The following is a 25,850-nucleotide window of genomic DNA, read 5'->3' on the forward strand; positions in this document are numbered from 1 at the left end:
CATGGCACAGAATCCGAATCTCACCGCGCTGAGCGAGGCGGGCGTCTCGGTCTGGCTCGACGACCTCTCGCGGGACCGCATCCGCTCCGGCAACCTGGCCGAGCTGATCGAGACCCGCGGCGTGGTCGGAGTGACCACCAACCCGACCATCTTCCAGCAGGCGCTCAGCAAGGGCGACGCCTACAACGACCAGGTGCGCGAGCTCACCGAGCAGCGCGCCGACGCGGATTCCGCCATCCGCACCATCACCACCGACGACGTGCGCTCCGCGTGCGACGTCTTCGCCCCGGTCTTCGAGGCCTCGGGCGGGGTGAACGGCCGGGTCTCCATCGAGGTCGACCCGCGGCTGGCCTTCGACGCGGACAAGACCGCCGCGCAGGCCGTCGAGCTGTGGAAGATCGTCGACCGGCCCAACCTGTTCATCAAGATCCCGGCCACCGAGGCGGGGCTGCCCGCCATCACCGCGACGATCGGCGAGGGCATCAGCGTCAACGTGACGCTGATCTTCTCGGTGGAGCGGTACCGCGCCGTCATGGGCGCCTACCTGGACGGGCTGCGCCGGGCCCGCACCGCCGGGCACGACCTGGCGAAGATCCACTCGGTCGCCTCGTTCTTCGTGTCCCGGGTGGACAGCGAGATCGACAAGCGGCTGGAGGCGATCGGCACCGACGAGGCGCTGGCGCTGCGCGGCAAGGCCGCCGTCGCGAACGCGCGGCTGGCCTACGCCGAGTACGAGTCGGTGTTCAACGGCGGCAGCCACGGCTCCACCTACGACCAGCTGGCCTCGGCGGGCGCGAACCGGCAGCGGCCGCTCTGGGCCTCCACCGGCGTGAAGAACAAGGACTACCCGGACACCATGTACGTCACCGAACTGGTGGCGCCGAACACGGTGAACACGCTGCCCGAGGCCACCCTGCAGGCGTTCGCGGACCACGGCGAGGTCCGCGGTGACACGGTGAGCGGCACGGCGGCCGAGGCCGCCGCGCTCTTCGAGCAGCTGGCCACCGCCGGAGTCGACCTGGACGACGTGTTCGCAACGCTGGAGCGCGAGGGCGTGGACAAGTTCGAGAAGTCGTGGGAGGAGCTGCTCTCCACGACCGCCGCCGAGCTCGGCGCGGCGGAGCACGGAGACCGCTGACCCGATGGCCGGCACAGTGCACGAGTGGACGAACCCGCTGCGTGACGAGCGGGACAAGCGCGTACCCCGGATAGCCGGGCCGTGCAGCATGGTGATCTTCGGCGTGACCGGGGATCTCTCCCGGAAGAAGCTGATGCCGGCCATCTACGACCTGGCGAATCGGGGGCTGCTTCCCCCCGGCTTCGCCCTGGTCGGGTTCGCCAGGCGCGACTACGCCGACGAGGATTTCGCCCAGGTGGTGCTGGAGGCGGTCAAGGCGCACGCCCGCACCCCCTTCCGGCAGGAGGTCTGGGACCACCTCGCCGAAGGCATCCGGTTCGTGCAGGGCACCTTCGAGGAGGACGCCGCCTTCGCCCAGCTCGCCGATACCCTGGCCGCCCTGGACAAGAACCGCGGCACCGGCGGCAACCACGCCTTCTACCTCTCCATCCCGCCGAACATGTTCCCGGTGGTGCTGGACAAGCTCTCCGCGCACGACTTGGCGCAGCCGCAGCAGACCGACGCCGAGGGCCGCAAGCCCTGGCGCCGGGTGGTGATCGAGAAACCGTTCGGGCACGACCTGGACAGCGCCGTCGAGCTGAACGCCCTGGTGAACAGGGTCTTCCCGGAGGAGACGGTCTTCCGGATCGACCACTACCTGGGCAAGGAGACGGTGCAGAACCTGCTGGCGCTGCGCTTCGCCAACCAGCTCTTCGACCCGATCTGGAACGCCAACTACGTCGACCACGTCCAGATCACCATGGCCGAGGACATCGGGCTCGGCGGCCGGGCCGGCTACTACGACGGCATCGGCGCGGCCCGCGACGTCATCCAGAACCACCTGCTGCAGCTGCTCGCGCTCACCGCGATGGAGGAGCCGATCAGCTTCCAGCCGCGGCAGCTGCAGACCGAGAAGATCAAGGTGCTGTCGGCGACCAAGCTGGTCGAGCCGCTGGACGCGACCACCGCGCGCGGTCAGTACGCCGAGGGCTGGCAGGGCGGCGAGCACGTGGTCGGGCTGCTCGACGAGGAGGGCTTCGACCCGGAATCGCGCACCGAGACCTACGCCGCCATCACGCTGGAGGTGGACACCCGCCGCTGGGCGGGCGTCCCGTTCTACCTGCGCACCGGCAAGCGGCTCGGGCGCCGCGTCACCGAGATCGCGGTGGTCTTCAAACGCGCCCCGCACCTGCCCTTCGACCAGACCATGACCGAGGAGCTCGGACAGAACGCGCTGGTCATCCGGGTGCAGCCGGATGAGGGGATCACCATGCGGTTCGGCTCCAAGGTGCCGGGCTCCAGCATGGAGGTGCGCGACGTGAACATGGACTTCAGCTACGGCTCCGCCTTCACCGAGTCCTCCCCCGAGGCCTACGAGCGGCTCATCCTGGATGTGCTGCTCGGTGAGCCCTCGCTCTTCCCGGTGAACGCGGAGGTCGAACTGTCCTGGCGCATCCTCGATCCGGTGATCGAGCACTGGGCGGCGCAGGGCAGACCGGAACCGTACGAGTCGGGCACCTGGGGCCCGGCGTCGGCGGACGAGATGCTGGCCCGCACCGGCCGGGAATGGCGGCGGCCGTGATCATCGACATGCCGGAGACCACCACCGGCGACGTGACGAAGCGGCTGGTGAAGCTGCGCGAGTCCAACGGCGTGATCACCCAGGGCCGGGTGCTGACCCTGGTGGTCTGCACCCTGGACAGCTCCGAGGCCGAGGACGCCATCGACGCCGCCAACGACGCCAGCCGGGAGCACCCCTGCCGGGTCGTCGTGCTGGCCCGCGGCGACCGCGCGGCGCCGACCAAGCTGGACGCGCAGATCCGGGTCGGCGGCGACGCCGGGGCCGCCGAGGTGATCGTGCTGCGGCTGCAGGGCGATCTGGTGAACCACGAGAGCAGCGTGGTGATCCCGTTCCTGCTGCCGGACACGCCCATGGTGGCCTGGTGGCCGCGCGGCGCGCCGGAGTTCCCGTCCAGGGATTCGGTCGGGCGGCTCGCCGCCCGGCGGATCACCGACGCCACCTTCGCCCCCGACCCGCTGGAGGCGATCAAGCGGCGGCGCGACTCCTACGCCAGCGGCGACACCGACCTGGCCTGGAGCCGGATCACCTACTGGCGCGCGCTGCTCGCCGCCGAGCTGGACGAGCCGCCGCACGAGCCGGTGGAGTCGGTGGTGGTCTCGGGGCTGCGCGCGGAGCCCGCGCTGGACATGCTGGCCGGCTGGCTCGCCGCCAAGCTCGGCTGCCCGGTGCAGCGGAAGACCGGTGACCTGCGAGTCGAGCTGCGCCGCCCGACCGCGTCGATCACCATCGCGCGGCCGCAGACCGGGGTGACCGCCACGCTCACCCGCACCGGCGACCCGGATCAGCGGATCGCGCTGGCCCGCAGGGAGACCAGGGACTGCCTGGCCGAGGAGCTGCGTAGGCTGGACCCGGACGAGATCTACGCCGAGGCGCTGGCCGGTATCGAGAGGGTGAGCTATGACGGATAGCGTCCGGGTCGAGCTGGACGGCGACGCGCTGGTCGCGGCGGCCGCCGATCACTTCGTGCGGATCGTGGTGGCGGCGCAGCGCGAGCGCGGGTCGGCGTCGGTGGTGCTCACCGGCGGCGGCACCGGGATCGGGCTGCTGAAGCTGGTGCGCGAGTCGCCCGGGGAGATCGACTGGTCGAGACTCGACGTCTTCTGGGGCGACGAGCGGTTCGTGCCCGCCGGTGATCCGGAGCGCAACGAGCTGCAGGCGCGGGAGGCGCTGCTGGACCACGTGCCGGTCGATCGTGCGCGGGTGCACCCGGTGGCGACCTCGGACGGCGAGTACCCGGACCCGGTCGAGGCCGCCGCCGAGTACGCGGCCGCGGTGCACGCCCACCTCGCCGAGCACGGCGCCTTCGACCTGCACCTGCTCGGCATGGGCGGGGAGGGGCACATCAACTCGCTCTTCCCGCACACCGACGCCGTGCGCGAGCAGCACGACCTGGTCGTCGCGGTGACGGCGTCGCCCAAGCCGCCGCCGGTCCGGGTGACGCTCACCCTCCCCGCCATCCGCCGCGCCCGGAACGTCGTCCTCGTCGTCGGCGGCGCCGCCAAAGCGGATGCCGTAGCGGCCGCGCTCGCCGGCGCCGAGCCCGAGGAGATCCCCGCCGCGGGCGCCATCGGCGCCGAATCCACCCTCTGGTTGCTGGATCGGGACGCAGCCGCGAAGCTCGCCTGATCCCGTGCCCACCCTCGCCGACCGGCTCCGCGGCGAACTCACCAGGGTGGTGGGGGAAGTGGGTGCTGCGCTCCCGTTGCGGGCAGAACACGTCGCGGCGGCCGCCTGCGGCGCCGATATCGGCGGCGTGCTGACGGGGTTGTTCGAGTCACAGTTGACGAGCAGGCATCTCGACTTCGCGGCTCGCGAGCTGGGTGCGGCGAAGCGGGGGTATTACAGCATCGGGTCGGCGGGGCACGAGGGGAATGCGGCGCTGGCGGAGGCCACGAGGACGACCGATCCGGCGCTGCTGCACTACCGCTCGGGAGCGTTCTACGTGCACCGCTGCCGGAAGGTGCCGGGTCTGGACCCGATACGGGATGTCCTGCTCGGCGTGGTGGCGGCGCGATCGGAGCCGATGGCGGGGGGCAGGCACAAGGTCTTCGGCCGAGCGGAGGCCTCGATCATCCCGCAGACCTCGACCATCGCCTCGCACCTGCCGCGCGCGGTCGGGCTGGCGTTCGCCCTGAACCGCTCGGGCGCGCGACCCGAGTGGCCCGCCGACTCGGTGGTCCTGTGCACCTTCGGCGACGCCTCCGCCAACCACTCCACCGCGACCGGCGCGATCAACACCGCGATCCACACCGCCCACCAGGGCCTTCCCCTGCCGATCCTCTTCGTCTGCGAGGACAACGGCATCGGCCTGAGCGTGCCGACCCCGCCCGGCTGGATCACCACCGCCTACGGCACCCGCCCCGGCCTGCGCTGGTTCGAAGCCGACGGCACCGACCTCCCCGCCACCCTCGCCACCGCGCGCGCCGCCACCGCCTGGGTGCGGGACCACCGGGCACCCGCCTTCCTCCGGCTGCGCACGACCAGGCTGCTCGGCCACGCGGGCTCCGACGTGGAGTCCGCCTACCGCTCCCCCGCCGAACTCGCCGCCGACGCCGCCCGCGACCCGCTCCTCGCCACCGCCCGGCTGCTGAGCGCCCGCGGCGTCGACGTCATCGCCCTGCACGACCGCGTGCACGCCGCCGTCACCGAAACAGCCACCGCCGTGCGCACCGAACCGGGGCTGACCTCGACCGCCGCGGTCATCGCCCCGCTCGCCCCCGCCCGCCCGGGCGCCGTACGCGCCGCCGTCGAGCGACTGCACCGCCCACCGGACGAGACCTCGGCCCCGCTCACCCTCGCGGCAGCGATCAACCACACCCTCGCCGAGGCACTCACCGCCGACCCCACCGTCCTGGTGTTCGGCGAGGACGTCGCCCGCAAGGGCGGCGTCTACGGCGTCACCAAGAACCTCCGCGCCCGGTTCGGTCCGCGCCGCGTTTTCGACACCCTGCTGGACGAGCAGAGCATCCTCGGCACCGCCCTCGGCACCGCCCTCGCCGGCTTCCTCCCGATCCCGGAGATCCAGTACCTGGCGTACCTGCACAACGCCATCGACCAGCTGCGCGGCGAGGCCGCCACGCTCCCGTTCTTCTCGCAGGGCCGCTATCGCAACGGAATGGTGGTGCGGATCGCCGGCTACGGCTACCAGAAGGGTTTCGGCGGCCACTTCCACAACGACAACGCGGTCGCGGCACTGCGCGACATCCCCGGGCTGGTCCTCGCCTCCCCCGCCCGCGCCGACGACGCCGCCGCGCTCCTGCGCACCTGCCTCGCCGCGGCCCGCGTGGACGGCCGGGTCTGCGTCTTCCTCGAGCCCATCGCGCTGTACCACACCCGTGACCTGCACGAACCCGGCGACGAGGGCTGGGTGAGCACGCCGGGCACCGAGCACGCGCCGATCGGCAGCGCCCGCGAGTACGGCGCGGGAACCGACCTCACCCTGGTCTGCTTCGCCGACACCGTCCCGATGTGCCTGCGGGTCGCCCGCCGCCTCGCCGCCGACGGCATCGCGGCCCGGGTGCTCGACCTGCGCTGGCTCACCCCGCTCCCGGCCTCCGACCTGCTGCGCGTTGCCCGCGCCACCGGCCGGGTGCTGGTCGCCGACGAGACCAGGCGCAGCGGCGGCGTCTCCGAATCGGTGCTCACCGCGCTGGTCGACGCCGGCTTCGACGGCCGGATGGCCCGGGTCACCGGCGCCGACAGCTTCGTCCCGCTCGGCCCCGCGGCCGCGCACGTCCTGCTGGACGAGGAGACGATCGAGCGCGCGGCACGCGAGCTGCTACGACGGTGAGCACCGGCCGCGCGACGCGCCGTGATCGACAACCCGGAATGCGATTCGGCGGCGACCTCCCGGCAATACAGTTGGGGGAAATCGACGACCGGCGAAAGGGAACCCCGACATGGCAACCGCATCGGCAGACACCGCGAACTCGGTACTCGGCGAGGTCCGGCCCGAGCACGGCGTCCCCGCGCGCGACCTGGTGGAGCTGCACTACCAGCGCTCGTTCGCGCAGCCGGTGCTCGCCGTCTGGGCGGCCATCACCGAGCCGCAGCGGGTCGCGGCCTGGCTGGGCAGCATCGATGACGGGCAGCTGACCCCGTTCGACGGCCCGGTCGACGGCCCGATCGCGGTGCGGGTCGAGCACCGCGAGGCGCCGCACGCGCTGACCGTGCTGCTCGACGGCTCCGCGCTGGAGGTCAGGCTGCGGCACGTCGGCGTGGTCACCACCGTCGAGCTGAGCCGCAGGCACGTCGGCCACCAGGAGGCGCGCGAGCTCGGCCCGCGCTGGCAGTTCCTGCTCGACCGGCTCTGCGCGTACCTCGAGGAGCGCGAACTCCCGCCCTGGGAGCCGTACGCCGCGCTCGCCGACGAGTACCGCTAGAGCTCGGCGAGGTAGCGCAGCAGCAGCGCGTTCACCTCGTCGGTGCGCTCCAGCTGCACCAGGTGCCCGGCCCCGCTCACCTCGTCCATCCGGCGCAGCCCGGGCACGTGCTCGCGCATCGTGCCGAACGGGTCGCGCCCGCTGAACCCTTCGATGTCCGGATCCCTCTCCCCGTACAGGAAGTACGTGGGCACGGTGATCGGCTTCCCGGCGAACTCCTCGGTGAGCGCCCAGTTCCGGTCCAGCGCGCGGTACCAGCCGAGCCCGCCGGTGAAGCCGGTCCTGGTGAACTCGGCGGCCAGGGTGTCCAGCTCCGCGGTGGACAGCCAGCGCCAGGGCAGCGGCGGCGCCTCGGGCAGCACGTCCAGGTAGCCGGTGTTCTCCGGCGGGAAGCGCCAGGTGTCGAAGTAGTGGTAGTCGGCACTGAGCGCGAAGTAGACCCGGGCCAGGAAGTCGCGGGGCGCGCTGTTCAGCTCGGCGTCGGCGGGGCCCTCGCGCTGGAAGTAGTCCAGGTGCAGGAAGTGCTTGCGGGCGGCCCGCGCCCACAGCTCGCTCGGCGGTCTGGGCGGCCGGGGCTGGAAGACGTTGTTCAGCACGATCAGGCTGCTGATCCGCTCCGGCGCCCGCCAGGCCAGCTCCCAGACCAGCGCCGCGCCGAAATCGAGGCCGGCGAAGACCGCGCGCTCGGCGCCGATGTCGTCCAGCAGCGCCAGCAGGTCCCCGATCACCTCGCGGTTCGCGCAACCGGACGGCGGGCAGGCGGTGCCGCCCGCCCCGCGCAGGTCGGGGGCGAGCGCGTGGTACCCGGCCGCCGCCAGCGCACTCAGCTGCCGGTGCCAGATGTAGCCGGTGTGCGGGAAGCCGTGGCAGAAGATCACCGGCGGGCCGGAACCTGCCTCGGTGACCCGCATGGTGACCTCGCCTGCCGTGAACTCCCGTCGGGTGAGCGTCAACGCCCACTCCCCTCTACTAGAACGTGTTCTCGTTCGACGGTAGTGTGCTGCAACCATGAGCGGAACACCCGACTTCATCGCAGTGGTCACCGGCGCGAGCCGTGGCATCGGCAAGGGCGTGGCACTGGAGCTGGGCGCGGCGGGCGCGACCGTCTACCTGACCGGGCGCGGCGGCAAGGGCAGGTTGCCGGGCACGCTGGCGGAGACCGCGGCCGAGGTCGACGCGCTGGGCGGCACCGGAGTGCCGGTGGTCTGCGATCACCGCGACGACGAGGCGGTGGCCGGGCTCTTCGAGCGGGTGCGCGCCGAACACGGCAGGCTCGACGTGCTGGTCAACAATGTCTACAACTCCCCCGCCGCGGCCAGGCACCTGGGCAAGCCGTTCTGGGAGGTACCGCCGGCGGCCTGGGACGAGACCTTCGACGTCGGGGTGCGCTCGCACTACGCGGCCGCGCACTACGCCGCCGACCTGCTGCGGGCCGCGCACGGGCTGATCGCGCAGATCTCCTCGCCCGGCTCGATCCGGTACCTGCACAACGCCGTCTACGGGGTCGGCAAGACGGCGGTCGACCGGCTCACCGCCGACCTGGCGCACGATCTCGCCGGCACCGGGGTGACGGTGGTGTCGCTGTGGCCGGGCATCGTCGACACCGAACTGCTGCAACTGATTCCGGCCGACGAGAACGGCAGGCGGCTGGTGACGCTGCCCGGCGAGGCGACGGTGGACCTGGCGGAGGCGGAGACACCGAGGTTCGCGGGCCGCGCCGTCGCCGCGCTGGCGACGGACCCGGCGCGCGCCGAACTCACCGGGAAGGCGTGGCGGGTGGCCGATCTGGCCGACCGCTACGGCTTCACCGACGTGGACGGGCGGGTGCCGCGCACCGGGTGAGCGCGGTCAGGAGAACTTGATCTCCAGGCCGATGCCGAGAATGGCGATGAGCCAGATGATCCCGGTGAAGATGGTGATGCGGTCGAGGTTCTTCTCGGCGACGGTCGAGCCGGAGAGGCTCGACTGCATGCCGCCACCGAACAGGCTGGACAGGCCTCCACCCTTGGCGCGGTGCAGCAGCACCAGCAGCACCAGCAGCACGCTGGTGACGATCAGGAGGATATCCAGGAACATCCGCATGCCCGTCAGTCTATGGGAGCGCGCGGCATGCTCCGCACCGGGTCAGCGTGGCTCCACCGCGACCAGGTGGGTGATCTGTTCGTCGCCGGTCGCGAAGCGTCTGACCTCCTGCTCGCGCAGCCGGTCCTGCGCGGTCAGCCGGACCTGGTGCTGGTGCATGTGCTCGGCCCAGGAGCGCACCACGAACGCCTCCACGTAGCGGTCGAGCACGCCGACGTCGCGGTAGAGCCGCCACTCCATGGCGCCGGTGCGCTGCCGGGAGCGGCCGACGAAGGCCATCGCGGCCAGGAAGTCGGCACGGTCGCCCGGGTCGACGTCGTAGCTGCTCAGCACCAGGACCGGGCCGTCCTCCGGCTCCGGCTCGACCACCAGCTGCGGCTCCGGCCAGAAGCTGGCCGGGGTGAGGTCGAGCGCCTCGGGGTCGTGCCGGATCGGCAGCCACAGCGTGCTGATCGCGCACAGCCCGAGCAGCGCCGCCACCACGAGCAGCGTGGCGACCACGCCGATCGCCCCGGCGATCAGCCCCCACACCAGCGAGCCGATGGCCTGCCCGCCCATGAACACCAGCATGTAGACGGCGAGCCCGCGGGCCCGCACCCAGGCCGGGAGCAGCAGCTGCATGGTGGCGTTCAGCGTGGACATGGCGAGCAGCCAGGCCAGGCCGCCGAAGACCAGCAGCACCAGCACCGGCCAGAGCACCGGGAGCACCGCGGCCCCGACCGTGGCGATGCCGAACAGCACGGCGGCGACCGCGAGCCGGGCGGTCGGGTCGAGCCAGCGGCGCAACCTGCCGAGCCCGACCGCGCCCGCGACCGCGCCGAGCCCGAGCGCGCCGAGCATCAGGCCGTAGCCGGAGGAGGAGAGCCCGAGCTGATCCGCGGCCACCACCGGCAGCAGCGCCCAGAGCGCGCTGGCCGGGGCGACGAAGAGCAGCGAGCGCAGGAGCACGCGGCGGATGGCGGGGGCTGCGCGGATGAAGCGGGTGCCCGCGTGCAGCGCGGCCAGCGGGCGCTCGCTGGGCAGCCGCCGGTCGGCGCGCGGGCGGCGCCACAGGAAGAGCACGCCGACGATGCCGACGAAGGAGGCGGCGTTCAGCGCGAACACCAGGGTCGGGCCGGAGGCGGCGACCAGTACGCCCGCCACCGCGGGGCCGACCGCGCGGCCGATGTTCACGCTCATGCTGCCCAGCGCGGCCGCGGACGGGATCTGCTCGCGCGGCACCAGCTCCGGCTGGATCGCCTGCCAGGCGGGCGCCGTCACGGCCTGGCCGCAGCCGAGCAGGAAGAGCAGGGTGAGCAGCACGCCGGGGCTGGTGTGGCCGGTGGCGGTGGCGACGGTGAGCACCGCGGCCAGCAGCGCCATCGCCGACTGCGCCGCCAGCAGCAGGTTGCGCCGGTCCAGCAGGTCGGCCAGGACGCCGGAGGGGATGGAGAGCAGCATCACCGGGAGCGTGATCGCGGTCTGCACCAGCGAGACCAGGGTGGCCGCGTTCGGCTCGGAGACCAGCAGCCACTGGGCGCCGACCGTCTGCATCCAGGTGCCCAGATTCGACACCAGCTGCGCGATCCACAGCGCTCGGTACAGCGGGGAGCGTAAAGGTGCCCAGGTGGACACCGGAGCGGTGGCATCAGCAGTTGTCACTGACCGACAATATCCAGCGCAACGGCTCGCAACCCGGCCACGCCGGGTTCGCGCCGCGCCGAAGGCGCAGCAGTTCAACGCTGTGCGACAATTCCCCGCATGCCGGCCAACTTGCTGCGTTTCGGCGCGGTTGTGCTGTTCGCCCTGTGTGCGGCCGTCGCCTGTGCCGACGACGGCGGCTCCGACTCCCCCTCCCCCGACAACACGCCGATGGGCCGTACCTTCCTGTCCACCACCGTCGACGGCACCCCGATCCCCGGCGGCGGCCCGCTGACGCTGCGGTTCGCGGAGGGCCACGTCTCGGCGAACGCCGGGTGCAACACCACCACCGGCCCGGTGTCCTTCGACGGCGACGTGCTGCGGGTGGGCGAACTCGCGGGCACGCTGATGGGCTGCCCGGGCGACCGCGCCGACGCCGACCAGTGGGTGGCGCGGCTGTTGAACGCCACTCCGACCTGGCAGCTCACCGACGGCAGGCTGACCCTGCGCGCCGAGGGCCAGACCGTCGAGCTGCTGGACAAGAAGATCGCGCAGCCGGACCGGCCGGTGCGCGACACCGTCTGGACGGTGACCGAGCTGCTCACCCCGGAGTCGCGGATCCGCGCGGAGGCGATCGACCAGGCCGCCCCGACCCTGCGGATCGCGCAGGACGGCGCGGTCACCGGCTCGGCCGGCTGCAACCAGCTCACCGGCACCGCGGAGGTGGGCGAGGGCGCGGCCACCTTCCGGGTGGCGACCACCAGGATGCTCTGCCCGCCCGCGGTGATGGAGATCGAGCAGTCGGTGCTGCGCGCCCTCGACGGCCACGTCACGCTCAGCGTCGACGCCGACCTGCTCACCCTGCGCAACGACAACGGCAGCGGGCTCACCCTGCGCGCCACCTAGACGCGCGACGGCCCGGTCCGCCGAGACGAACCGGGCCGCACGAACAACCGCTCAGAGCAGCGGACCACCCGCGGCGATCGCCGACAGCTGGGCGAACTCGTCACCCTTGAGCGACGCACCGCCCACCAGCGCACCGTCCACGTCGGGCTGCGAGACCAGCTCGCCGACGTTCTTGGCGTTCACCGAGCCGCCGTACAGGATGCGCACCTGCCCGGCGACCTCCGGCGAGGCCAGGGTGTTCAGCTCGGTGCGGATCGCGCCGCACACCTCCTGCGCGTCGGCCGGGGTGGCGACCTTGCCGGTGCCGATGGCCCACACCGGCTCGTAGGCGATCACCACCTGCGCGATCTCCGCGGCCGTCAGCCCCTTCAGCGAGCCGCGCAGCTGCTCCAGGTTGTACTCGACGTGGGTCCGCGCCTCGCGCACGCCGAGCCCCTCGCCGATGCACACGATCGGGGTGATCCCGTGCTTCAGCGCCTGCTTGGCCTTGGCGAGCACGGTGGCGTCGTCCTCGCTGTGGTACTGCCGCCGCTCCGAGTGCCCGACCACCGCGTACTTGCAGCCCAGCTTGGCGAGCATGCCGCCGCTGATCTCGCCGGTGTAGGCGCCGGAGTCGTGCGTCGACACGTCCTGGGCGCCGTAGGCGACGAGCAGCTTGTCCCCCTCGACCAGGTTCTGCACGCTGCGGAGGTCGGTGAACGGCGGGATGACCGCCACGTCCACCCGGTCGAAGTACTTCTCCGGGAGGGCGAAGGCGATCTTCTGCACCAGGCCGATGGCCTCGAGGTGGTTGAGGTTCATCTTCCAGTTGCCCGCGATCAGCGGTTTGCGCGCCATGTCACGCCTCCCCGTCGAGCACGGAGATACCGGGAAGTTCCTTGCCCTCCAGGTACTCCAGCGAGGCCCCGCCACCGGTGGAGATGTGCGAGAAGCCGTCATCGGGCAGCCCGAGCGCGCGCACCGCCGCGGCCGAGTCGCCGCCGCCGACGACGGTGAAGGCGCCCTTGCCGGTGGCGGTGCGGATCGCCTCGGCGACCCCGCGGGTGCCCGCCGCGAACGCCTCGAACTCGAACACGCCCATCGGGCCGTTCCAGAAGATCGTCCGCGCCTCGGTGAGCAGCGCCGCGAAGCGCCGCGCCGATTCGGGGCCGATGTCGAGGCCGCTCCAGCCGTCCGGGATCTGCTCCGCCGGAACGACCTTCGTCTCGGCGTCGGCCGCGAAGCGATCCGCCACCACGATGTCGCGCGGCAGGTGGATCACGTCGGCGTACCGATCGAGCAGCTGCTTGCAGGTCTCGATCATCTCCTCCTGCAGCAGCGAGGAGCCGACCGAAAAGCCCTGCGCGGCGAGGAAGGTGAAGCACATGCCGCCGCCGATGACCAGGGTGTCCACCTTGGGGGCGAGCGCCTCGATCACGGCCAGCTTGTCCGAGACCTTGGAGCCGCCGAGCACCACCGCGTACGGGCGGTCGGCGCCGTCCGCGGAGTCCTCGCCGGTGAGCTTGCGCAGCACCTCGACCTCGGCGGCCACCAGGGTGCCCGCGTAGTGCGGCAGCAGCTTCGCCACGTCGTAGACCGACGCCTGCTCGCGGTGCACGACGCCGAAGCCGTCGGAGACGAACGCGCCGTCCTCGCCGACCAGCTCGACCAGCGCGGCGGCCAGCCTGCCGCGCTCGGCGGCGTCCTTGCTGGTCTCCCGCTTGTCGAAGCGGATGTTCTCCAGCAGCAGCACGTCGCCGTCGGTGAGCCCCTCGGAGCGCGCCAGCGCGTCCTGGCCCACCACGTCACCGGCGAGCTGGACATTGCGCCCCAGCTCCTCGGCGAGCTTCGCGGCGACCGGCGCCAGCGAGAGCTTCGGGTCCGGCTCGCCCTTCGGCCGGCCGAGGTGCGCGGTGACGACGACCTTGGCGCCTGCCTCGACCAGCGCCTTCAGCGTCGGCACGGACGCGGTGATCCGGCCGGGATCGGTGATCTGCCCGTCCTCGCCGAGCGGAACGTTGAGGTCGGAGCGCACCAGCACGCCCCTGCCCTCGACGCCGTCCGCGAGGAGGTCCTGCAGTGTCCTGACAGCCATGCGGGTCAGAGCGACTTGCCGACGAGGCCGATGAGGTCGGCGAGGCGGTTGGAGTAGCCCCACTCGTTGTCGTACCAGGAGACGACCTTGATCTGATCGTCGATCGCCTTGGTGAGCGGCGCGTCGAAGATCGAGGAGTGCGGGTCGGTGACGATGTCGCTGGAGACGATCGGGTCGGTGTTGTACTTCAGGATGCCCTTCAGCCGGCCCTCGGCGGCTTCCTTCAGCGCGGCGTTGACCTCGTCCACCGAGGCGGGCTTGGCCAGCTGGGCGGTCAGGTCGGTGACCGAGCCGGTCGGGACCGGGACGCGCAGCGCGTAGCCGTCCAGCTTGCCCTGCAGCTCGGGGAGGACCAGGCCGATGGCCTTCGCGGCACCGGTGCCGGTGGGCACGATGTTCAGCGCGGCGGCGCGGGCGCGGCGCAGGTCGCTGTGCGGCGCGTCCTGCAGGTTCTGGTCCTGCGTGTAGGCGTGGATGGTGGTCATCAGGCCCTTGACGATGCCGAACTCGTCGTGCAGCACCTTGGCCAGCGGGCCGAGGCAGTTGGTGGTGCAGGAGGCGTTGGAGATGATGTTCTGGCTGCCGTCGTACTTGTCGTCGTTGACGCCGAGCACGATGGTGATGTCCTCGCCCTTGGCCGGGGCCGAGATGATGACCTTCTTGGCGCCTGCCGCCAGGTGGCCCTTGGCCTTGGTGGCATCGGTGAAGATGCCGGTGGACTCGACCACCACGTCCACGCCGAGGTCGCCCCACGGCAGCGCCGCCGGGCCCTCCTTGATCGCGAGCGCCTTGATCCGCTGGTCACCGACGACGATGGTGTCCTCGCCGTCGAGCGAGACGTCCTTCGGCAGCCGGCCGAGGATCGAGTCGTACTTCAGCAGCGTGGCCAGGGTCGCGTTGTCGGTGAGGTCGTTGACCGCGACGATCTCGATGTCGGTGGTACCGAGCGCCTTCTGCGCCTCCACCGCACGGAAGAAGTTACGTCCGATACGGCCGAAGCCGTTGATGCCTACCCGGACAGTCACGTTATCGCTCCTCAGCTTTCAGGCGGATACTCCGATGCCCTACTCACCCTAGTAGCAGGCCGTGACCTCACCGACATGCACCTGCCGCCGGTCAGGCGTCGTCCAGCAGTTCGGCGGTGACGGCCGACTCGGTGTCCGGGATGCCGAGCTCCTTGGCCCGCCGGTCCGCCATCGAGAGCAGCCGCCGGATCCGGCCCGCGACCGCGTCCTTGGTCATCGGCGGCTCGGCGAGCTGGCCGAGCTCCTCCAGCGAGGCCTGGCGGTGCTGCACCCGCAGCTTCCCGGCGGCGGCGAGATGGTCGGGCACCTCGTCGGCGAGGATCTCCAGCGCCCGCTCCACCCTGGCCGCCGCGGCCACCGCGGCGCGCGCCGAGCGGCGCAGGTTGGCGTCGTCGAAGTTGGCCAGCCGGTTGGCGGTGGCCCGCACCTCGCGCCGCATCCGGCGCTCCTCCCAGGTGAGCCTGGTGTCCTGCGCGCCCATCCTGGTGAGCAGCGCGCCGATCGCCTCGCCGTCGCGGACGACCACCCGGTCGGTGCCGCGCACCTCGCGGGCCTTGGCCGCGATGCCGAGCCGCCGGGCCGCGCCGACCAGCGCCAGCGCCGCCTCCGGCCCCGGGCAGCTGACCTCGAGCGCCGACGAGCGCCCCGGCTCGGTGAGCGAGCCGTGCGCCAGGAACGCCCCGCGCCAGGCGGCCTCCGCGTCCCCGACGCTGCCGCCGACCACCTGGGCAGGCAGCCCGCGCACCGGGCGCCCGCGGACGTCGAGCAGCCCGGTCTGCCTGGCCAGCGCCTCGCCCTCCTTGGAGACCCGGACCACGTAGCGGCTGGTCTTGCGCAGCCCGCCGGCGCCGAGCACATGCACATCGGAGCCGTAGCCGTACAGCTCGAAGATCTCCCGGCGCAGCCTGCGCGCGATCGAGCCCATGTCGACCTCGGCCTCGACGATCACCCGGCCGCCGACGATGTGCAGCCCGCCCGCGAACCGGAGCAGCGCCGACAGCTCCGCCTTCCGCGCACTCACCTGCGCCACGCTGAGCCGGCTCAGCTCGTCCTTCACCTCGGCTGTCATCGCCACGAGACGCGCTCCTTTCCACCCAACCCGGTCCGCACATCCGCGCCCATGTGCCGTCCCTCGACTCGAAGCCCTGCCAGTTGCGACCGAGGTTGCCTGATCAGTTGATCCAGTGCGGCGGCGAGCTTTCCGGGGTGATGCCGGTCGGTCCCCGCCTCGGCGACATCGGAGAAGGTTACCCGGGCGCGCAATTGCCCGGCGGCCCTGGCCAGGTGTTCGCGCTCGCGCCCCTCCGGGACCGAGCCGGAGTCGACGAGGATGTCGTCCACCCCGAAATCCGGTGCGTGCTGTGACAATACGTGCAGGTGACGCTCGGCGGAGAAGCCGGCCGTCTCGCCCGGTTCGGCGGCGAGGTTGAGCACGAGCACCTTTCGCGCCCTGGTGTGCAGCAGCGCCTCGTGCAGCTGCGGGACCAGCACGTGCGGGATCACGCTGGTGAACCAGGAGCCGGGCCCGAGCACGACGACGTCGGCGTGCTCGATGGCCGAGACGGCGGCGGGCGCGGCGGGCGGGTCGGAGGGGATGAGCCGCACCCGGCGCACCGTGCCCGGGGTGGTGGCCACCGCGACCTGGCCGCGGATGCAGCGGCTGACCCGCGGATCGACCTCGAGGCCGGAGACGTCGGCCTCGATGTCCAGCGCGATCGGCGCCATCGGCAGTACCCGGCCGACGACGCCGAGCAGCCGGGCCGCCTCGTCCAGCGCGGCCACCGGGTCGCCGAGCACCTCGGTGAGCCCGGCCAGGATCAGGTTGCCGACCGAGTGCCCGGCCAGCGCGCCGGTGCCGCCGAAACGGTGCTGCACCACCCTGGTCAGCGTGGAGCCGGCGTCGGCGGCGAGCGCGGCGAGCGCCATCCGCAGGTCGCCGGGGGGCAGCATGCCGAGCTCGGCGCGCAGCCTCCCGGAGGAGCCGCCGTCGTCGGCGACGGTGACCACCGCGGTCACCCGATCGGTCAGCCTGCGCACTGCGGAGAGCGTGGCGAAAAGGCCGTGCCCGCCGCCGAGCGCGGCCACCGCGAGGTCACCGGGGGCCGGGCCGCCTCCGGGGTCGCCGCCCGCCGTCACTCGCGCCCCAGATCCCGATGGACGACGCGCACCGTGTCGACCGCGCCGGACTCCTCCGCGCTGCTGGTCAGCGCGGCGAGCGCCTCCGCGATCGCCACGCTCCGATGCCTGCCTCCGGTGCAGCCGACTGCGACCGTCATGTATCGCTTCCCCTCCTGGCGGTAGCCGTTCGCGGTGAGGTTCACCAGGTGGTGACAGGTGCGCAGGTAGTCGTCCGCGCCCGGCCGCCCGAGCACGTAGTCGCGCACCATCCGCTCCTGGCCGGTGTGCTCGCGCAGCTCCGGGATCCAGTGCGGATTCGGCAGGAAGCGCACGTCGAGCACCATGTCGGCGTCGAGCGGGACGCCGTGTTTGAACCCGAAGGACTGCACGGTGAGCTGCAGCGCGGCGGGCGTGCCTCCGCCGTACGCCTCCTCCAGCTTGCGGTGCAGCTGGTGGATGGAGAGCTCGGTGGTGTCGATGACCAGGTCGGCGGCGTCGCGCACGGCGGCCAGCCGGAGCCGTTCGGCGGCGATGCCCGCCGAGAGCGTGCCGTCGGCGCTCTCGCTCTGCAGCGGGTGCCTGCGCCTGGCGAAGCCGAACCGGCGGATCAGCACGTCGTCCGACGCTTCGAGGAAGAGCACGCCGGTGGGAACGCCGAGCGCGTGCAGCGGCTCGGTGACGACGCCGAGGTCACCGGTGAAGAACCGGCTGCGCACATCCATCACCAGCGCCAGCTTGCGGATCGGCGGCTCGGCCGATGCACCGAGCTCGACCATCCGGCCGATCAGCTCGGGCGGCAGGTTGTCGGTGACGTACCAGCCCAGATCCTCCAGGACCCGGGCCGCGGTGCCGCGGCCAGCGCCGGAGAGCCCGGTCACCACCACGACCTCGACCTGCGGACGGGTGGCGCCGGAGCCGCGCTCCGGCGCCGGGTTCTCGGCATTGGTGTTGTCGACGCGTGTCATGTCCTACCGGTTCGTGTCCGACGCGACCTGCGCGAGGTCGGGTTCGCTTGGGCTCTCCGATCCGCCCGGGCCGCATCCGGCCGGGGGCACAGGGACAACGTACGCGAAACCGGGCACGCATTCCCGCCCGCCGCGCACGGCCGTCACCGCGCGTCCTGCTCGTTCAGCACCGCGAGCACCGCCTTCGCGGTGGCGACGCCGATGCCGGGCACCTCGGTGATCTGCTCCACCGTCGCCTCCCTGAGCTTGGCCACCGAGCCGAAATGGGTGACCAGGGCGGTGCGCCTGGCATCGCCGAGGCCGCGGATCGAGTCCAGCGCCGACGCCGTCATCCGCCGGGAGCGCTTGCTCCGGTGATAGGTGATGGCGAAGCGGTGTGCCTCGTCACGCACCCGCTGCAGCAGGAACAGCGCCTCGCTGTTGCGCGGCAGGATCACCGGGTCCGGCTCGCCGGGCACCCAGACCTCCTCCAGCCGCTTGGCCAGCCCGATCACCGCGACGTCGGTGATGCCCATGTCGTCGAGGACCTCGGCGGCGGCCGCCACCTGCGGGGCGCCGCCGTCGACCACGTACAGGTTGGGCGGGTAGGCGAAGCGGCGCGGGCGGCCGGTCTGCGGGTCGATCCCCGGCCGCGAGGTTGGTGCCTCGTCCAGGGGCAGACCGTTCCCGTCCGCCGCGCCGTCGCCGGGCGCGTCGGCATCCGGCACGGGCTCGCCGTCCAGTTCCGCGGCCACCTCCTCGCGGTCCTTGCGCAACCGGTGGAAGCGGCGGCGGGTGACCTCGGCGATGCTGCCGACGTCGTCCGAGCGGCCGTCGCCCGCGGCCTCCCTGATGGCGAAGTGCCGGTACTCGGACTTGCGCGCCAGCCCGTCCTCGAACACCACCAGCGAGGCGACCACGTCGGTGCCCTGCACGTGGCTGATGTCGACGCACTCGATGCGCAGCGGCGCGGAGTCGAGCTCCAGCGCGTCCTGGATGTCCTGCAGCGCGGCGGAGCGGGAGGTGAGGTCGCCCGCGCGCTTGAGCTTGTGCTGGGCCAGGGCCTCGGCCGCGTTCCGCCGCACCGTCTCGGCCAGCGCCTTCTTGTCGCCGCGCTGCGGCACCCTGACCCGCACCGCGGCGCCGCGCAGCGCAGCGAGCCACTCCTGCACCTCGTCCACGTCGGTGGGCAGCTCGGGGACGAGCACCTCGCGCGGCACCGCCGAACCGGACTGCCCGTCCGGGGTCTGCCCGGCGACGGCGGCCTCCTCGCCGTAGAACTGGGTGAGGAACTGCTCGACCAGGGCGGCCAGCTCGCCGCCGGTCCCCGCGACGTCCACCGCGTCGCCCGACTTGTCCACCACCCAGCCGCGCTGGCCGCGCACCCGGCCGTCGCGCACGTGGAAGATCTGCACCGCGACCTCGAGTTCGTCGGTGGCGAAGGCGATCACGTCCGCGTCGGTGCCGGTGCCGAGTACCACCGCCTGCTTCTCCATGGCCCGGCGCAGCGCCCGCACGTCGTCGCGGAGCCGGGCGGCCAGCTCGAAATCCAGGTCGTCGGAGGCGTCGTGCATGCGGCGCTCCAGCTGCTTGACCATCTTGTCGGTGCGGCCCGCGAGGAAGTCGCAGAAGTCGTCGACGATGTCGCGGTGCTGGCCGGGGGTGACCCGGCCGACGCAGGGCGCCGAGCACTTGTCGATGTAGCCGAGCAGGCAGGGGCGGCCGATCTGGTTGTGCCGCTTGAAGACCCCGTTGGAGCAGGTGCGCGCGGGGAAGACCCGGAGCAGCAGGTCGAGCGTTTCCCTGATCGCCCAGGCGTGCGCGTACGGGCCGAAGTAGCGGACGCCCTTGCGCCGCGCGCCGCGGTAGACGAAGAGCCGGGGGAACTCCTCGTCCAGCGTCACCGCGAGCACCGGGTAGGACTTGTCGTCCCGGTACCTGACGTTGAAGCGGGGGTCGAACTCCTTGATCCAGTTGTACTCCAGCTGCAGCGCCTCCACCTCGGTGGAGACGACGGTCCACTCCACGCTCGCGGCGGTGGTGACCATCTGCCGTGTCCGCGGGTGCAGCGACGCGATGTCGGCGAAGTACGAGTTGAGGCGGGAGCGCAGGCTCTTGGCCTTGCCCACGTAGACGACCCGGCCGTGCACGTCACGGAACTTGTAGACGCCGGGTTCCACCGGAATGGTGCCCGGCGCGGGCCGGTACGTCGCGGGATCTGCCACGGAACCAGCCTATCGACGGCCTCCGACACCGGCGATCGGCGCGTGGCCTCAGCGCGGTGCGGCGATGCCGTACGCGGCGAGCGCGCCGAGCAGGGCGCCCGGCCGCTCGGCCGTCGGCAGCGGCGGCACCTCGGCGAAGGCGCAGCCGAGCGCGGAGGCGCCACCGTCGGCCTCCGCGCTGTCGCCCACCATGAGCGCGCGTTCCGGGGCGGCGCCGAGCACTGTCAGCGCGGCCTCGAAAATGGCCGGCTCCGGCTTCACCGCGCCGACCTCGTAGGAGAGCGTGAAGGCGCGCACCAGCCGGTCCCAGCCCCGCGCGGCGAAGGCGGGGCGCAGGTCGAAGGCGATATTGCTGACCACAGCGACCGGGATGTCCCGCGCGGCGAGCAGCTCGAGCGCGGCGCCGGTGTCCGGGTACGGCTCCCACTCGGCCGGGTCGATCAGCCGCTCGTAGAGCCGGGTGGCCTGCTCGGTGTCGGGAACGCCGCTGGCGAGCAGCACCTTCAGGTACGCCTCGCGGTGCAGCGCCGGGTCCAGGTCGCGGTGCGCCCAGGCGTGCTTACCCGCCTCGTCCAGATCGACCGTGCGGCCGACCGGCGCCGTCATCCGGCGCATGATCTCCGCCGTCTCGTGCACGTCGAACCGCGCGCCGTCCGGGCGGACCAGGTCCGCGTACCAGTCCTCGTCCTCCTCCAGCCGGAACAGCGTGCCGGAGAAGTCGATCATCACCGCCTCGATCGCCACCCGACCGAGGGTACCGACCCGGGTTCCCCGATAACGGGAACATTCCGCTCGGGCGCACCCGCCGGCGTTACAGTCCTGGCATGAGGCGCGTGTGGGGAACCTGGTCCGGCGCCACGGCGGCGCTGCTGCTGACGGTGGGGCTGGCCGCCGGGTGTTCGTCCGGCGAGGACGCCGCGGGCGGCACCTGCGTGGCAGGCCCGAACGGGACGCCGGTGACGGCGGCGGGGCCGACCGGGGGCGGCGGCGACATCGCCACCAACCCGGAGATCGCGAGCGGCTACCGCTCCGGGATGAGCACGGTGCGGACGTCGAGCTATGCGGTCTCGACCGCCAACCCGGTCGCCACCGAGGCGGCCTGCGAGGTGCTGCGCGACGGCGGCACCGCGGCGGACGCCCTCGTCGCGGCGCAGGCTGTGCTCGGCCTGGTCGAGCCGCAGGCCTCCGGGATCGGCGGCGGCGCCTTCCTGCTCTACTACGACCGGGCGAGCGATACCCTGCGGGCCTACGACGGCAGGGAGACGGCGCCCGCGGCGGCGAACGAGAACTACCTGCGCTGGGTGAGCGACACCGAGCGCACCGAGCCCGCGCCGGACGCGCGAGCCAGCGGCCGTTCGATCGGCGTGCCCGGCGTGCTGCGCATGCTGGACGAGGTGCACGGCGCGCACGGCAGCACCGGCTGGCGCGAGCTCTTCGGCCCGGCGATCACGCTGGCCGACAGCGGCTTCCCGATCAGCGCCCGGCTGGCCGGGCAGATCGCCGAATCGGCGCCGCAGCTGGCGCGGGACGAGAACGCCCGCGGCTACTTCCTGGAGCCGGACGGCACGCCCAAGCGCGAGGGGACGGTGCTCACCAACCCCGCCTACAGCAAGACGCTGAACACCGTCGCCACCGACGGCGCCGACGCCTTCTACACCGGGGCGCTGGCGGCGAACCTGGTCGACGCGGCGCGGGCGGGCACCGGCGGCCGCACCCCGAGCCTGATCAGCACCGAGGACCTGGCGAAGTACACGGCGGTCGAGCGCGACCCGCTCTGCACGGAGTACCGCGGGCACCGGATCTGCGGCATGCCCGCGCCGTCGTCCGGCGGGATCGCGGTGGCCGCCACGCTCGGCATCCTGTCGAACTTCGACCTCGCGGCGCTCGGCCCGGAGAACCTCGACGCGAACGGCGGCAGGCCGCGCGCCGAGGCGGTGCACCTGATCTCGGAGGCCGAGCGGCTCGCCTACGCCGACCGCAACAAGTACGTGGCGGACACCGATTTCGTTCCGCTGCCCGGCAATTCGCCGCAGACGCTGCTGAGACCGGAGTACCTGAAGCAGCGCGCCGGGCTGATCGATCCGGGCCGGAGCATGGGCACCGCGCAGCCGGGCGACTTCGGGCCGGTGCCGCTGGGCACCGGGCCGCAGCCTCCCGAGCACGGCACCAGCCACATCTCGGTCGTCGACCGCGACGGCAATGCCGCCGCCATGACCACGACGGTGGAGTCGGCGTTCGGCTCGTTCCACATGGTCGACGGCTACCTGCTGAACAACCAGCTCACCGACTTCGCCGCCGACCCGCTCGGCACCGACGGCGCGCCGGTGGCGAACCGGCTGGAGCCGGGCAAGCGGCCGCGCAGCTCCATGAGCCCGACCCTGGTGTTCGGCTCGGACGGGTCGGGCACGCTGGGCGACCTGCAGCTGGTCACCGGCTCGCCCGGCGGCTCGGTGATCATCCAGTTCGTGGTGAAGACCCTGGTCGGGCTGCTGGACTGGGGCCTGGATCCGCAGCAGGCGGTCTCCGCGGTGTCGTTCGGCGCGGGCAACACCCCGGGTACCGGGGTCGGCGGCGAGCATCCGGCGATCGACGCCGCCGACGACGGCAACCGCGACCCGCTGGTGATCCGGCTGCGCGAACTCGGGCACCAGGTGTCGGTGGCGCCGCAGAGCAGCGGGCTCAGCGCCATCGTGGTCGACGGCGACGGGCTGACCGGCGGCGCCGATCCGCGCCGCGAGGGCGTGGTCCTCGGCGACACCCGCTGATCCGGGCCGCGCCGGCGGGCGCGGGGGATCCCGCGTTCCCGCGTCCCGGGGCGAGGCACGCCGGGGTCAGGCGGCGGTGTACTTCGCGCCCAGCTCGCGGATGCGGTCGAGCGCGTCCACCGCGTGCTGCCCGTCGTTGGCGCGCACCGCGAGCATCGGCACGTACTCGTCGTGCGCCAGCTCGAGGCGGGCCCACGCCTTGCGGTCGGGGAAGGAGACGCCGCGGACGTGCTCCCAGCCGAAGCGGCTGTCGCCGAGCACGTTCCGCACCGTCACGCCGCTCGGCCCGACCCGCACCCTGGGCCGGGTGAGCAGCAGCGTGGTGAGCGCGGCGAGCACGCCGATGGCGATCATCGCGATCTGATCGATCAGCCGGAAGTTCACCCCGGTGAAGGCGTTGCGCATGCCGGTGCCCGCGATGACGAACAGGATCAGCAGGACGACCGCGACGATCCGCGCGGTGCGCACCGCCTTCCGCGGCCGCACCTCGAAATCCCAGTCCGGCTCCGGCGCCGCCGCGGCGGCCCGGCGGCGGATCCGCACCACCGGCACGGCTACGCCGATCCGCGCAGCGCGCGCAGGGTGAGCGCGGCGTCGAGCGCGGCGGCGGCCGCCTGCTCGCCCTTGTTCTCCGCGGAGCCGGGCAGCCCGGCGCGGTCCAGCGCCTGCTCCTCGGTGTTGGTGGTGAGCACGCCGTTGGCCACCGGGGTGCCCGCGTCCAGCGAGACCCGGGTGAGCCCGGCGGTCACCGCGTCGCAGACGTACTCGAAGTGCGGGGTGCCGCCGCGGATGACGACGCCGAGCGCGACCACCGCGTCGTGCGTGCGGGCCAGCTCCTGCGCCACCACCGGCAGCTCCATCGCGCCCGCGCAGCGGACGACGGTCACCTGCCGCACCCCGGCCTCCTTCGCCACCCGCTCGGCATTCGCCACCAGGGTGTCGCAGATGGCCGTGTGCCAGCGCGAGGCGACGATGCCGAGCCGGAGGTCGGCGGAGTCGGACAGCGCGAAACTCGGTACGCCGGTGCCACTCATTGTTCGGGTCCTTCCTAGTGCGCGGTCTCGCCGAGATCCAGGTCGTCCAGCCCGACCAGGTCGTGGCCCATGCGGTCGCGCTTGGTGCGCAGGTACCGCAGGTTCTCGGCGTTCGGGCGCACCGTCATCGGCACCCGCTCGCTCACGGTCAGGCCGTAGCCGTCCAGCCCGACCCGCTTGGCCGGGTTGTTGGTGAGCAGCCGCATGGACCGGACACCGAGATCGACCAGGATCTGCGCGCCGATGCCGTAGTCGCGCGCGTCGGCGGGGAGCCCGAGTTCGATATTGGCGTCGACGGTGTCGCGGCCGGAGTCCTGCAGCTGGTAGGCCTGCAGCTTGTGCATGAGCCCGATGCCGCGGCCCTCGTGGCCGCGCATGTAGAGCACGACGCCGCGGCCCTCGGCGGCGACGAGCTCCAGCGCGGCGTCGAGCTGCGGGCCGCAGTCGCAGCGCAGCGAGCCGAAGACATCGCCGGTGAGGCACTCCGAGTGCACCCGCACCAGCACGTCGTCACCGTCGCCGATCTCGCCGCGGACCAGGGCGACGTGCTCGACCTCGTCGTAGATGCTCTGATAGCCGACCGCCTGGAACTGGCCGTGCGCGGTCGGGATGCGCGCCTCGGCGATCCGGACGACCTGCTGCTCGTGCCTGCGCCGCCAGGCGATCATCTCGGCGATCGAGATCAGCGCGAGGTCGTGGTCGTCGGCGAAGACCCGCAGCTCCTCGGTGCGGGCCATGTGGCCCTCGTCCTTCTGGGAGACGATCTCGCAGATCACGCCCGCGGGGCGCAGCCCGGCCATCCGGGCCAGGTCGACCGCGGCCTCGGTGTGCCCGGGGCGGCGCAGCACGCCGCCCTCCTTGGCGCGCAGCGGGACCACGTGGCCGGGCCTGGTGAGGTCGTCGGCCTTGGCGTTCGGGTCGGCGAGCAGCCGGATGGTGGTGGCGCGGTCGGCGCCGGAGATGCCGGTGGTGATGCCGTCGCGGGCGTCGACCGAGACGGTGTAGGCGGTGCCGTGCTTGTCCTGGTTCATCGCGTACATCGGCGGCAGCCCGAGGCGGTCGCAGTCCTCGCCGGTGAGCGGGACGCAGATGTAGCCCGAGGTGTAGCGGATCATGAACGCGACCAGCTCGGGCGTCGCCTTCTCCGCGGCGAAGATGAGGTCGCCCTCGTTCTCCCGGTCCTCGTCGTCGACCACGACGACGGCCTTGCCCGCCGCCATGTCGGCGACGGCCCGCTCGATAGTGTCGAACCTGGTCACGTCTTTGCGCTCCATCGTGTTCGCCCCACGGGGGGCACTTTGCCTCACCACACTACGGCCTGCGCGGGGAGGCATTCCGCGCCGCCCGCTCAGCCGCGCTGCTGCAACCGCTCGACGTACTTGGCGATGACGTCGACCTCGAGATTCACGGTGGTCCCCGCCGGCGCGGAGCCGAGCGTGGTGAGCGCGAGCGTGGTCGGGATGAGCGAGACCTCGAACCAGTCGCCGTCGGCGGCCGAGCCGCCGAGCCCGGAGACGGTGAGCGAGGTGCCGTCGACGGTGATCGAGCCCTTCTCCACCACGTACTTGGCGATCTCAGCGGGCAGCGAGACCCGGACGACCTCCCAGTTCTCCGACGGGGTGCGGGCGAGCACGGTGCCGGTGCCGTCCACGTGGCCCTGCACCAGGTGCCCGCCGAGCCTGCTGTTCAGCGCGGCGGCGCGCTCCAGGTTCACCCGGGAGCCGATGTCGAGCGCCCCGATGCTGGACCGGTTCAGCGTCTCGGCCATCACGTCGACGGTGAAGGAGTCGCCGACGACCACGTCGTCGACGACGGTCAGGCAGACACCGTTCACCGCGATCGAATCGCCGTGCGCGGCGTCCGAGGTCACCAGCTTGCCGCGGATGGTCAGCCGCGCGGCGTCGGTGAGCCGCTCGACCGCGACGATCTCGCCGAGCTCCTCCACGATCCCTGTGAACATGTGTCTCCCTCCGGGT

The 25,850-nt window shown here is 72.5% G+C and carries 24 protein-coding genes; 9 read left to right on the forward strand and 15 right to left on the reverse strand.

From position 1 onward, the window contains the following. The first annotated feature begins 1 nt into the window (after position 1). From tal to ACFO0B_RS13085, 6 genes are all read left to right on the forward strand, one after another. The gene (gene tal, locus ACFO0B_RS13060; protein WP_378612668.1) at positions 2-1,138 is read left to right on the forward strand and encodes a transaldolase; all 1,137 of its coding nucleotides are present in this window, start codon (positions 2-4) and stop codon (positions 1,136-1,138) included. A gap of 4 nt (positions 1,139-1,142) precedes the next feature. Then, a complete protein-coding gene (gene zwf / locus ACFO0B_RS13065) occupies positions 1,143-2,699 on the forward strand; it encodes a glucose-6-phosphate dehydrogenase (protein WP_378612669.1) in 1,557 nt (518 codons plus the stop codon). Then, complete coding sequence (opcA, locus tag ACFO0B_RS13070; RefSeq protein ID WP_378612879.1) at positions 2,696-3,607, forward strand: glucose-6-phosphate dehydrogenase assembly protein OpcA; 912 nt, start codon at positions 2,696-2,698, stop codon at positions 3,605-3,607. The genes zwf and opcA overlap by 4 nt, the downstream gene beginning before the upstream one ends. Then, on the forward strand, positions 3,597-4,325 hold the full coding sequence (gene pgl, locus ACFO0B_RS13075) for a 6-phosphogluconolactonase (RefSeq protein WP_378612670.1): 729 nt from the start codon (positions 3,597-3,599) through the stop codon (positions 4,323-4,325). The genes opcA and pgl overlap by 11 nt, the downstream gene beginning before the upstream one ends. Before the next feature lie 118 nt (positions 4,326-4,443). Then, positions 4,444-6,489 (forward strand): thiamine pyrophosphate-dependent enzyme, encoded by a 2,046-nt coding sequence (locus tag ACFO0B_RS13080; RefSeq protein ID WP_378612880.1) that lies wholly within the window; start codon positions 4,444-4,446, stop codon positions 6,487-6,489. Between the two features lie 109 nt (positions 6,490-6,598). Then, complete coding sequence (locus tag ACFO0B_RS13085) at positions 6,599-7,081, forward strand: hypothetical protein (RefSeq protein WP_378612671.1); 483 nt, start codon at positions 6,599-6,601, stop codon at positions 7,079-7,081. Here ACFO0B_RS13085 and ACFO0B_RS13090 read toward each other — a convergent pair. After that, positions 7,078-8,034, reverse strand: coding sequence for an alpha/beta fold hydrolase (locus ACFO0B_RS13090; protein WP_378612672.1), 957 nt, complete (start codon positions 8,032-8,034; stop codon positions 7,078-7,080). The two genes, ACFO0B_RS13085 and ACFO0B_RS13090, sit on opposite strands and share 4 nt — an antisense overlap. Before the next feature lie 55 nt (positions 8,035-8,089). Here ACFO0B_RS13090 and ACFO0B_RS13095 point away from each other — a divergent pair, with 55 nt between their 5' ends. After that, the gene (locus ACFO0B_RS13095; RefSeq protein ID WP_378612673.1) at positions 8,090-8,923 is read left to right on the forward strand and encodes an SDR family NAD(P)-dependent oxidoreductase; all 834 of its coding nucleotides are present in this window, start codon (positions 8,090-8,092) and stop codon (positions 8,921-8,923) included. 6 nt (positions 8,924-8,929) lie between these two features. Here the strand turns inward: ACFO0B_RS13095 and secG are convergent, their stop codons facing one another. Next, positions 8,930-9,163 carry a preprotein translocase subunit SecG gene (gene secG, locus ACFO0B_RS13100; RefSeq protein ID WP_067657074.1) on the reverse strand — a complete coding sequence of 78 codons (234 nt, stop codon included), beginning with the start codon at positions 9,161-9,163 and terminating at the stop codon, positions 8,930-8,932. Between the two features lie 42 nt (positions 9,164-9,205). Beyond that, positions 9,206-10,804 (reverse strand): MFS transporter, encoded by a 1,599-nt coding sequence (locus ACFO0B_RS13105; protein ID WP_378612674.1) that lies wholly within the window; start codon positions 10,802-10,804, stop codon positions 9,206-9,208. 99 nt (positions 10,805-10,903) lie between these two features. Between ACFO0B_RS13105 and ACFO0B_RS13110 the strand changes: the two genes are divergently transcribed. Continuing rightward, positions 10,904-11,689: an META domain-containing protein gene (locus ACFO0B_RS13110; protein WP_378612675.1), complete on the forward strand. Its 786-nt coding sequence runs from the start codon at positions 10,904-10,906 to the stop codon at positions 11,687-11,689. Positions 11,690-11,740: 51 nt separating this feature from the next. Here ACFO0B_RS13110 and tpiA read toward each other — a convergent pair whose 3' ends face one another. The 8 genes from tpiA to ACFO0B_RS13150 all read right to left on the reverse strand — a co-directional run bounded on the left by tpiA (position 11,741) and on the right by ACFO0B_RS13150 (position 20,801). Then, complete coding sequence (gene tpiA, locus ACFO0B_RS13115) at positions 11,741-12,526, reverse strand: triose-phosphate isomerase (RefSeq protein ID WP_378612676.1); 786 nt, start codon at positions 12,524-12,526, stop codon at positions 11,741-11,743. A 1-nt stretch (position 12,527) separates the two neighbouring features. Continuing rightward, entirely contained in the window at positions 12,528-13,763 is a 1,236-nt protein-coding gene (locus ACFO0B_RS13120; protein ID WP_378612677.1) for a phosphoglycerate kinase, read from the reverse strand. A gap of 5 nt (positions 13,764-13,768) precedes the next feature. Continuing rightward, the gene (gap, locus tag ACFO0B_RS13125) at positions 13,769-14,788 is read right to left on the reverse strand and encodes a type I glyceraldehyde-3-phosphate dehydrogenase (RefSeq protein WP_233019261.1); all 1,020 of its coding nucleotides are present in this window, start codon (positions 14,786-14,788) and stop codon (positions 13,769-13,771) included. Positions 14,789-14,879: 91 nt separating this feature from the next. Next, complete coding sequence (whiA, locus tag ACFO0B_RS13130) at positions 14,880-15,863, reverse strand: DNA-binding protein WhiA (protein ID WP_067657057.1); 984 nt, start codon at positions 15,861-15,863, stop codon at positions 14,880-14,882. After that, positions 15,854-16,924, reverse strand: a complete 1,071-nt coding sequence (locus ACFO0B_RS13135) for a gluconeogenesis factor YvcK family protein (RefSeq protein ID WP_378612678.1) — start codon at positions 16,922-16,924, stop codon at positions 15,854-15,856. The genes whiA and ACFO0B_RS13135 overlap by 10 nt, the downstream gene beginning before the upstream one ends. Beyond that, entirely contained in the window at positions 16,921-17,871 is a 951-nt protein-coding gene (gene rapZ / locus ACFO0B_RS13140; RefSeq protein ID WP_378612679.1) for an RNase adapter RapZ, read from the reverse strand. The genes ACFO0B_RS13135 and rapZ overlap by 4 nt, the downstream gene beginning before the upstream one ends. Positions 17,872-18,014: 143 nt before the next feature. Next, on the reverse strand, positions 18,015-20,075 hold the full coding sequence (gene uvrC / locus ACFO0B_RS13145; RefSeq protein WP_378612680.1) for an excinuclease ABC subunit UvrC: 2,061 nt from the start codon (positions 20,073-20,075) through the stop codon (positions 18,015-18,017). Positions 20,076-20,123: 48 nt separating this feature from the next. Continuing rightward, positions 20,124-20,801 carry an HAD family hydrolase gene (locus ACFO0B_RS13150; RefSeq protein ID WP_378612881.1) on the reverse strand — a complete coding sequence of 226 codons (678 nt, stop codon included), beginning with the start codon at positions 20,799-20,801 and terminating at the stop codon, positions 20,124-20,126. 98 nt (positions 20,802-20,899) lie between these two features. Here ACFO0B_RS13150 and ACFO0B_RS13155 point away from each other — a divergent pair, with 98 nt between their 5' ends. Then, positions 20,900-22,840, forward strand: a complete 1,941-nt coding sequence (locus tag ACFO0B_RS13155; protein ID WP_378612681.1) for a gamma-glutamyltransferase family protein — start codon at positions 20,900-20,902, stop codon at positions 22,838-22,840. A 66-nt stretch (positions 22,841-22,906) separates the two neighbouring features. On the opposite strand, the gene ACFO0B_RS13160 is transcribed toward ACFO0B_RS13155, so the two are convergent. The 4 genes from ACFO0B_RS13160 to ACFO0B_RS13175 all read right to left on the reverse strand — a co-directional run bounded on the left by ACFO0B_RS13160 (position 22,907) and on the right by ACFO0B_RS13175 (position 25,834). Beyond that, a complete protein-coding gene (locus ACFO0B_RS13160) occupies positions 22,907-23,392 on the reverse strand; it encodes a PH domain-containing protein (protein WP_378612682.1) in 486 nt (161 codons plus the stop codon). 2 nt (positions 23,393-23,394) lie between these two features. Further along, the gene (gene ribH / locus ACFO0B_RS13165; RefSeq protein ID WP_378612683.1) at positions 23,395-23,874 is read right to left on the reverse strand and encodes a 6,7-dimethyl-8-ribityllumazine synthase; all 480 of its coding nucleotides are present in this window, start codon (positions 23,872-23,874) and stop codon (positions 23,395-23,397) included. Between the two features lie 14 nt (positions 23,875-23,888). After that, a complete protein-coding gene (locus ACFO0B_RS13170; RefSeq protein WP_378612684.1) occupies positions 23,889-25,133 on the reverse strand; it encodes a bifunctional 3,4-dihydroxy-2-butanone-4-phosphate synthase/GTP cyclohydrolase II in 1,245 nt (414 codons plus the stop codon). Positions 25,134-25,222: 89 nt separating this feature from the next. After that, the gene (locus tag ACFO0B_RS13175) at positions 25,223-25,834 is read right to left on the reverse strand and encodes a riboflavin synthase (protein ID WP_378612685.1); all 612 of its coding nucleotides are present in this window, start codon (positions 25,832-25,834) and stop codon (positions 25,223-25,225) included. Positions 25,835-25,850 lie beyond the last annotated feature (16 nt).

It is taken from the genome of Nocardia jiangsuensis, from assembly GCF_042650385.1.
In the GTDB taxonomy this organism is placed as follows: Bacteria; Actinomycetota; Actinomycetes; order Mycobacteriales; family Mycobacteriaceae; genus Nocardia; species Nocardia jiangsuensis.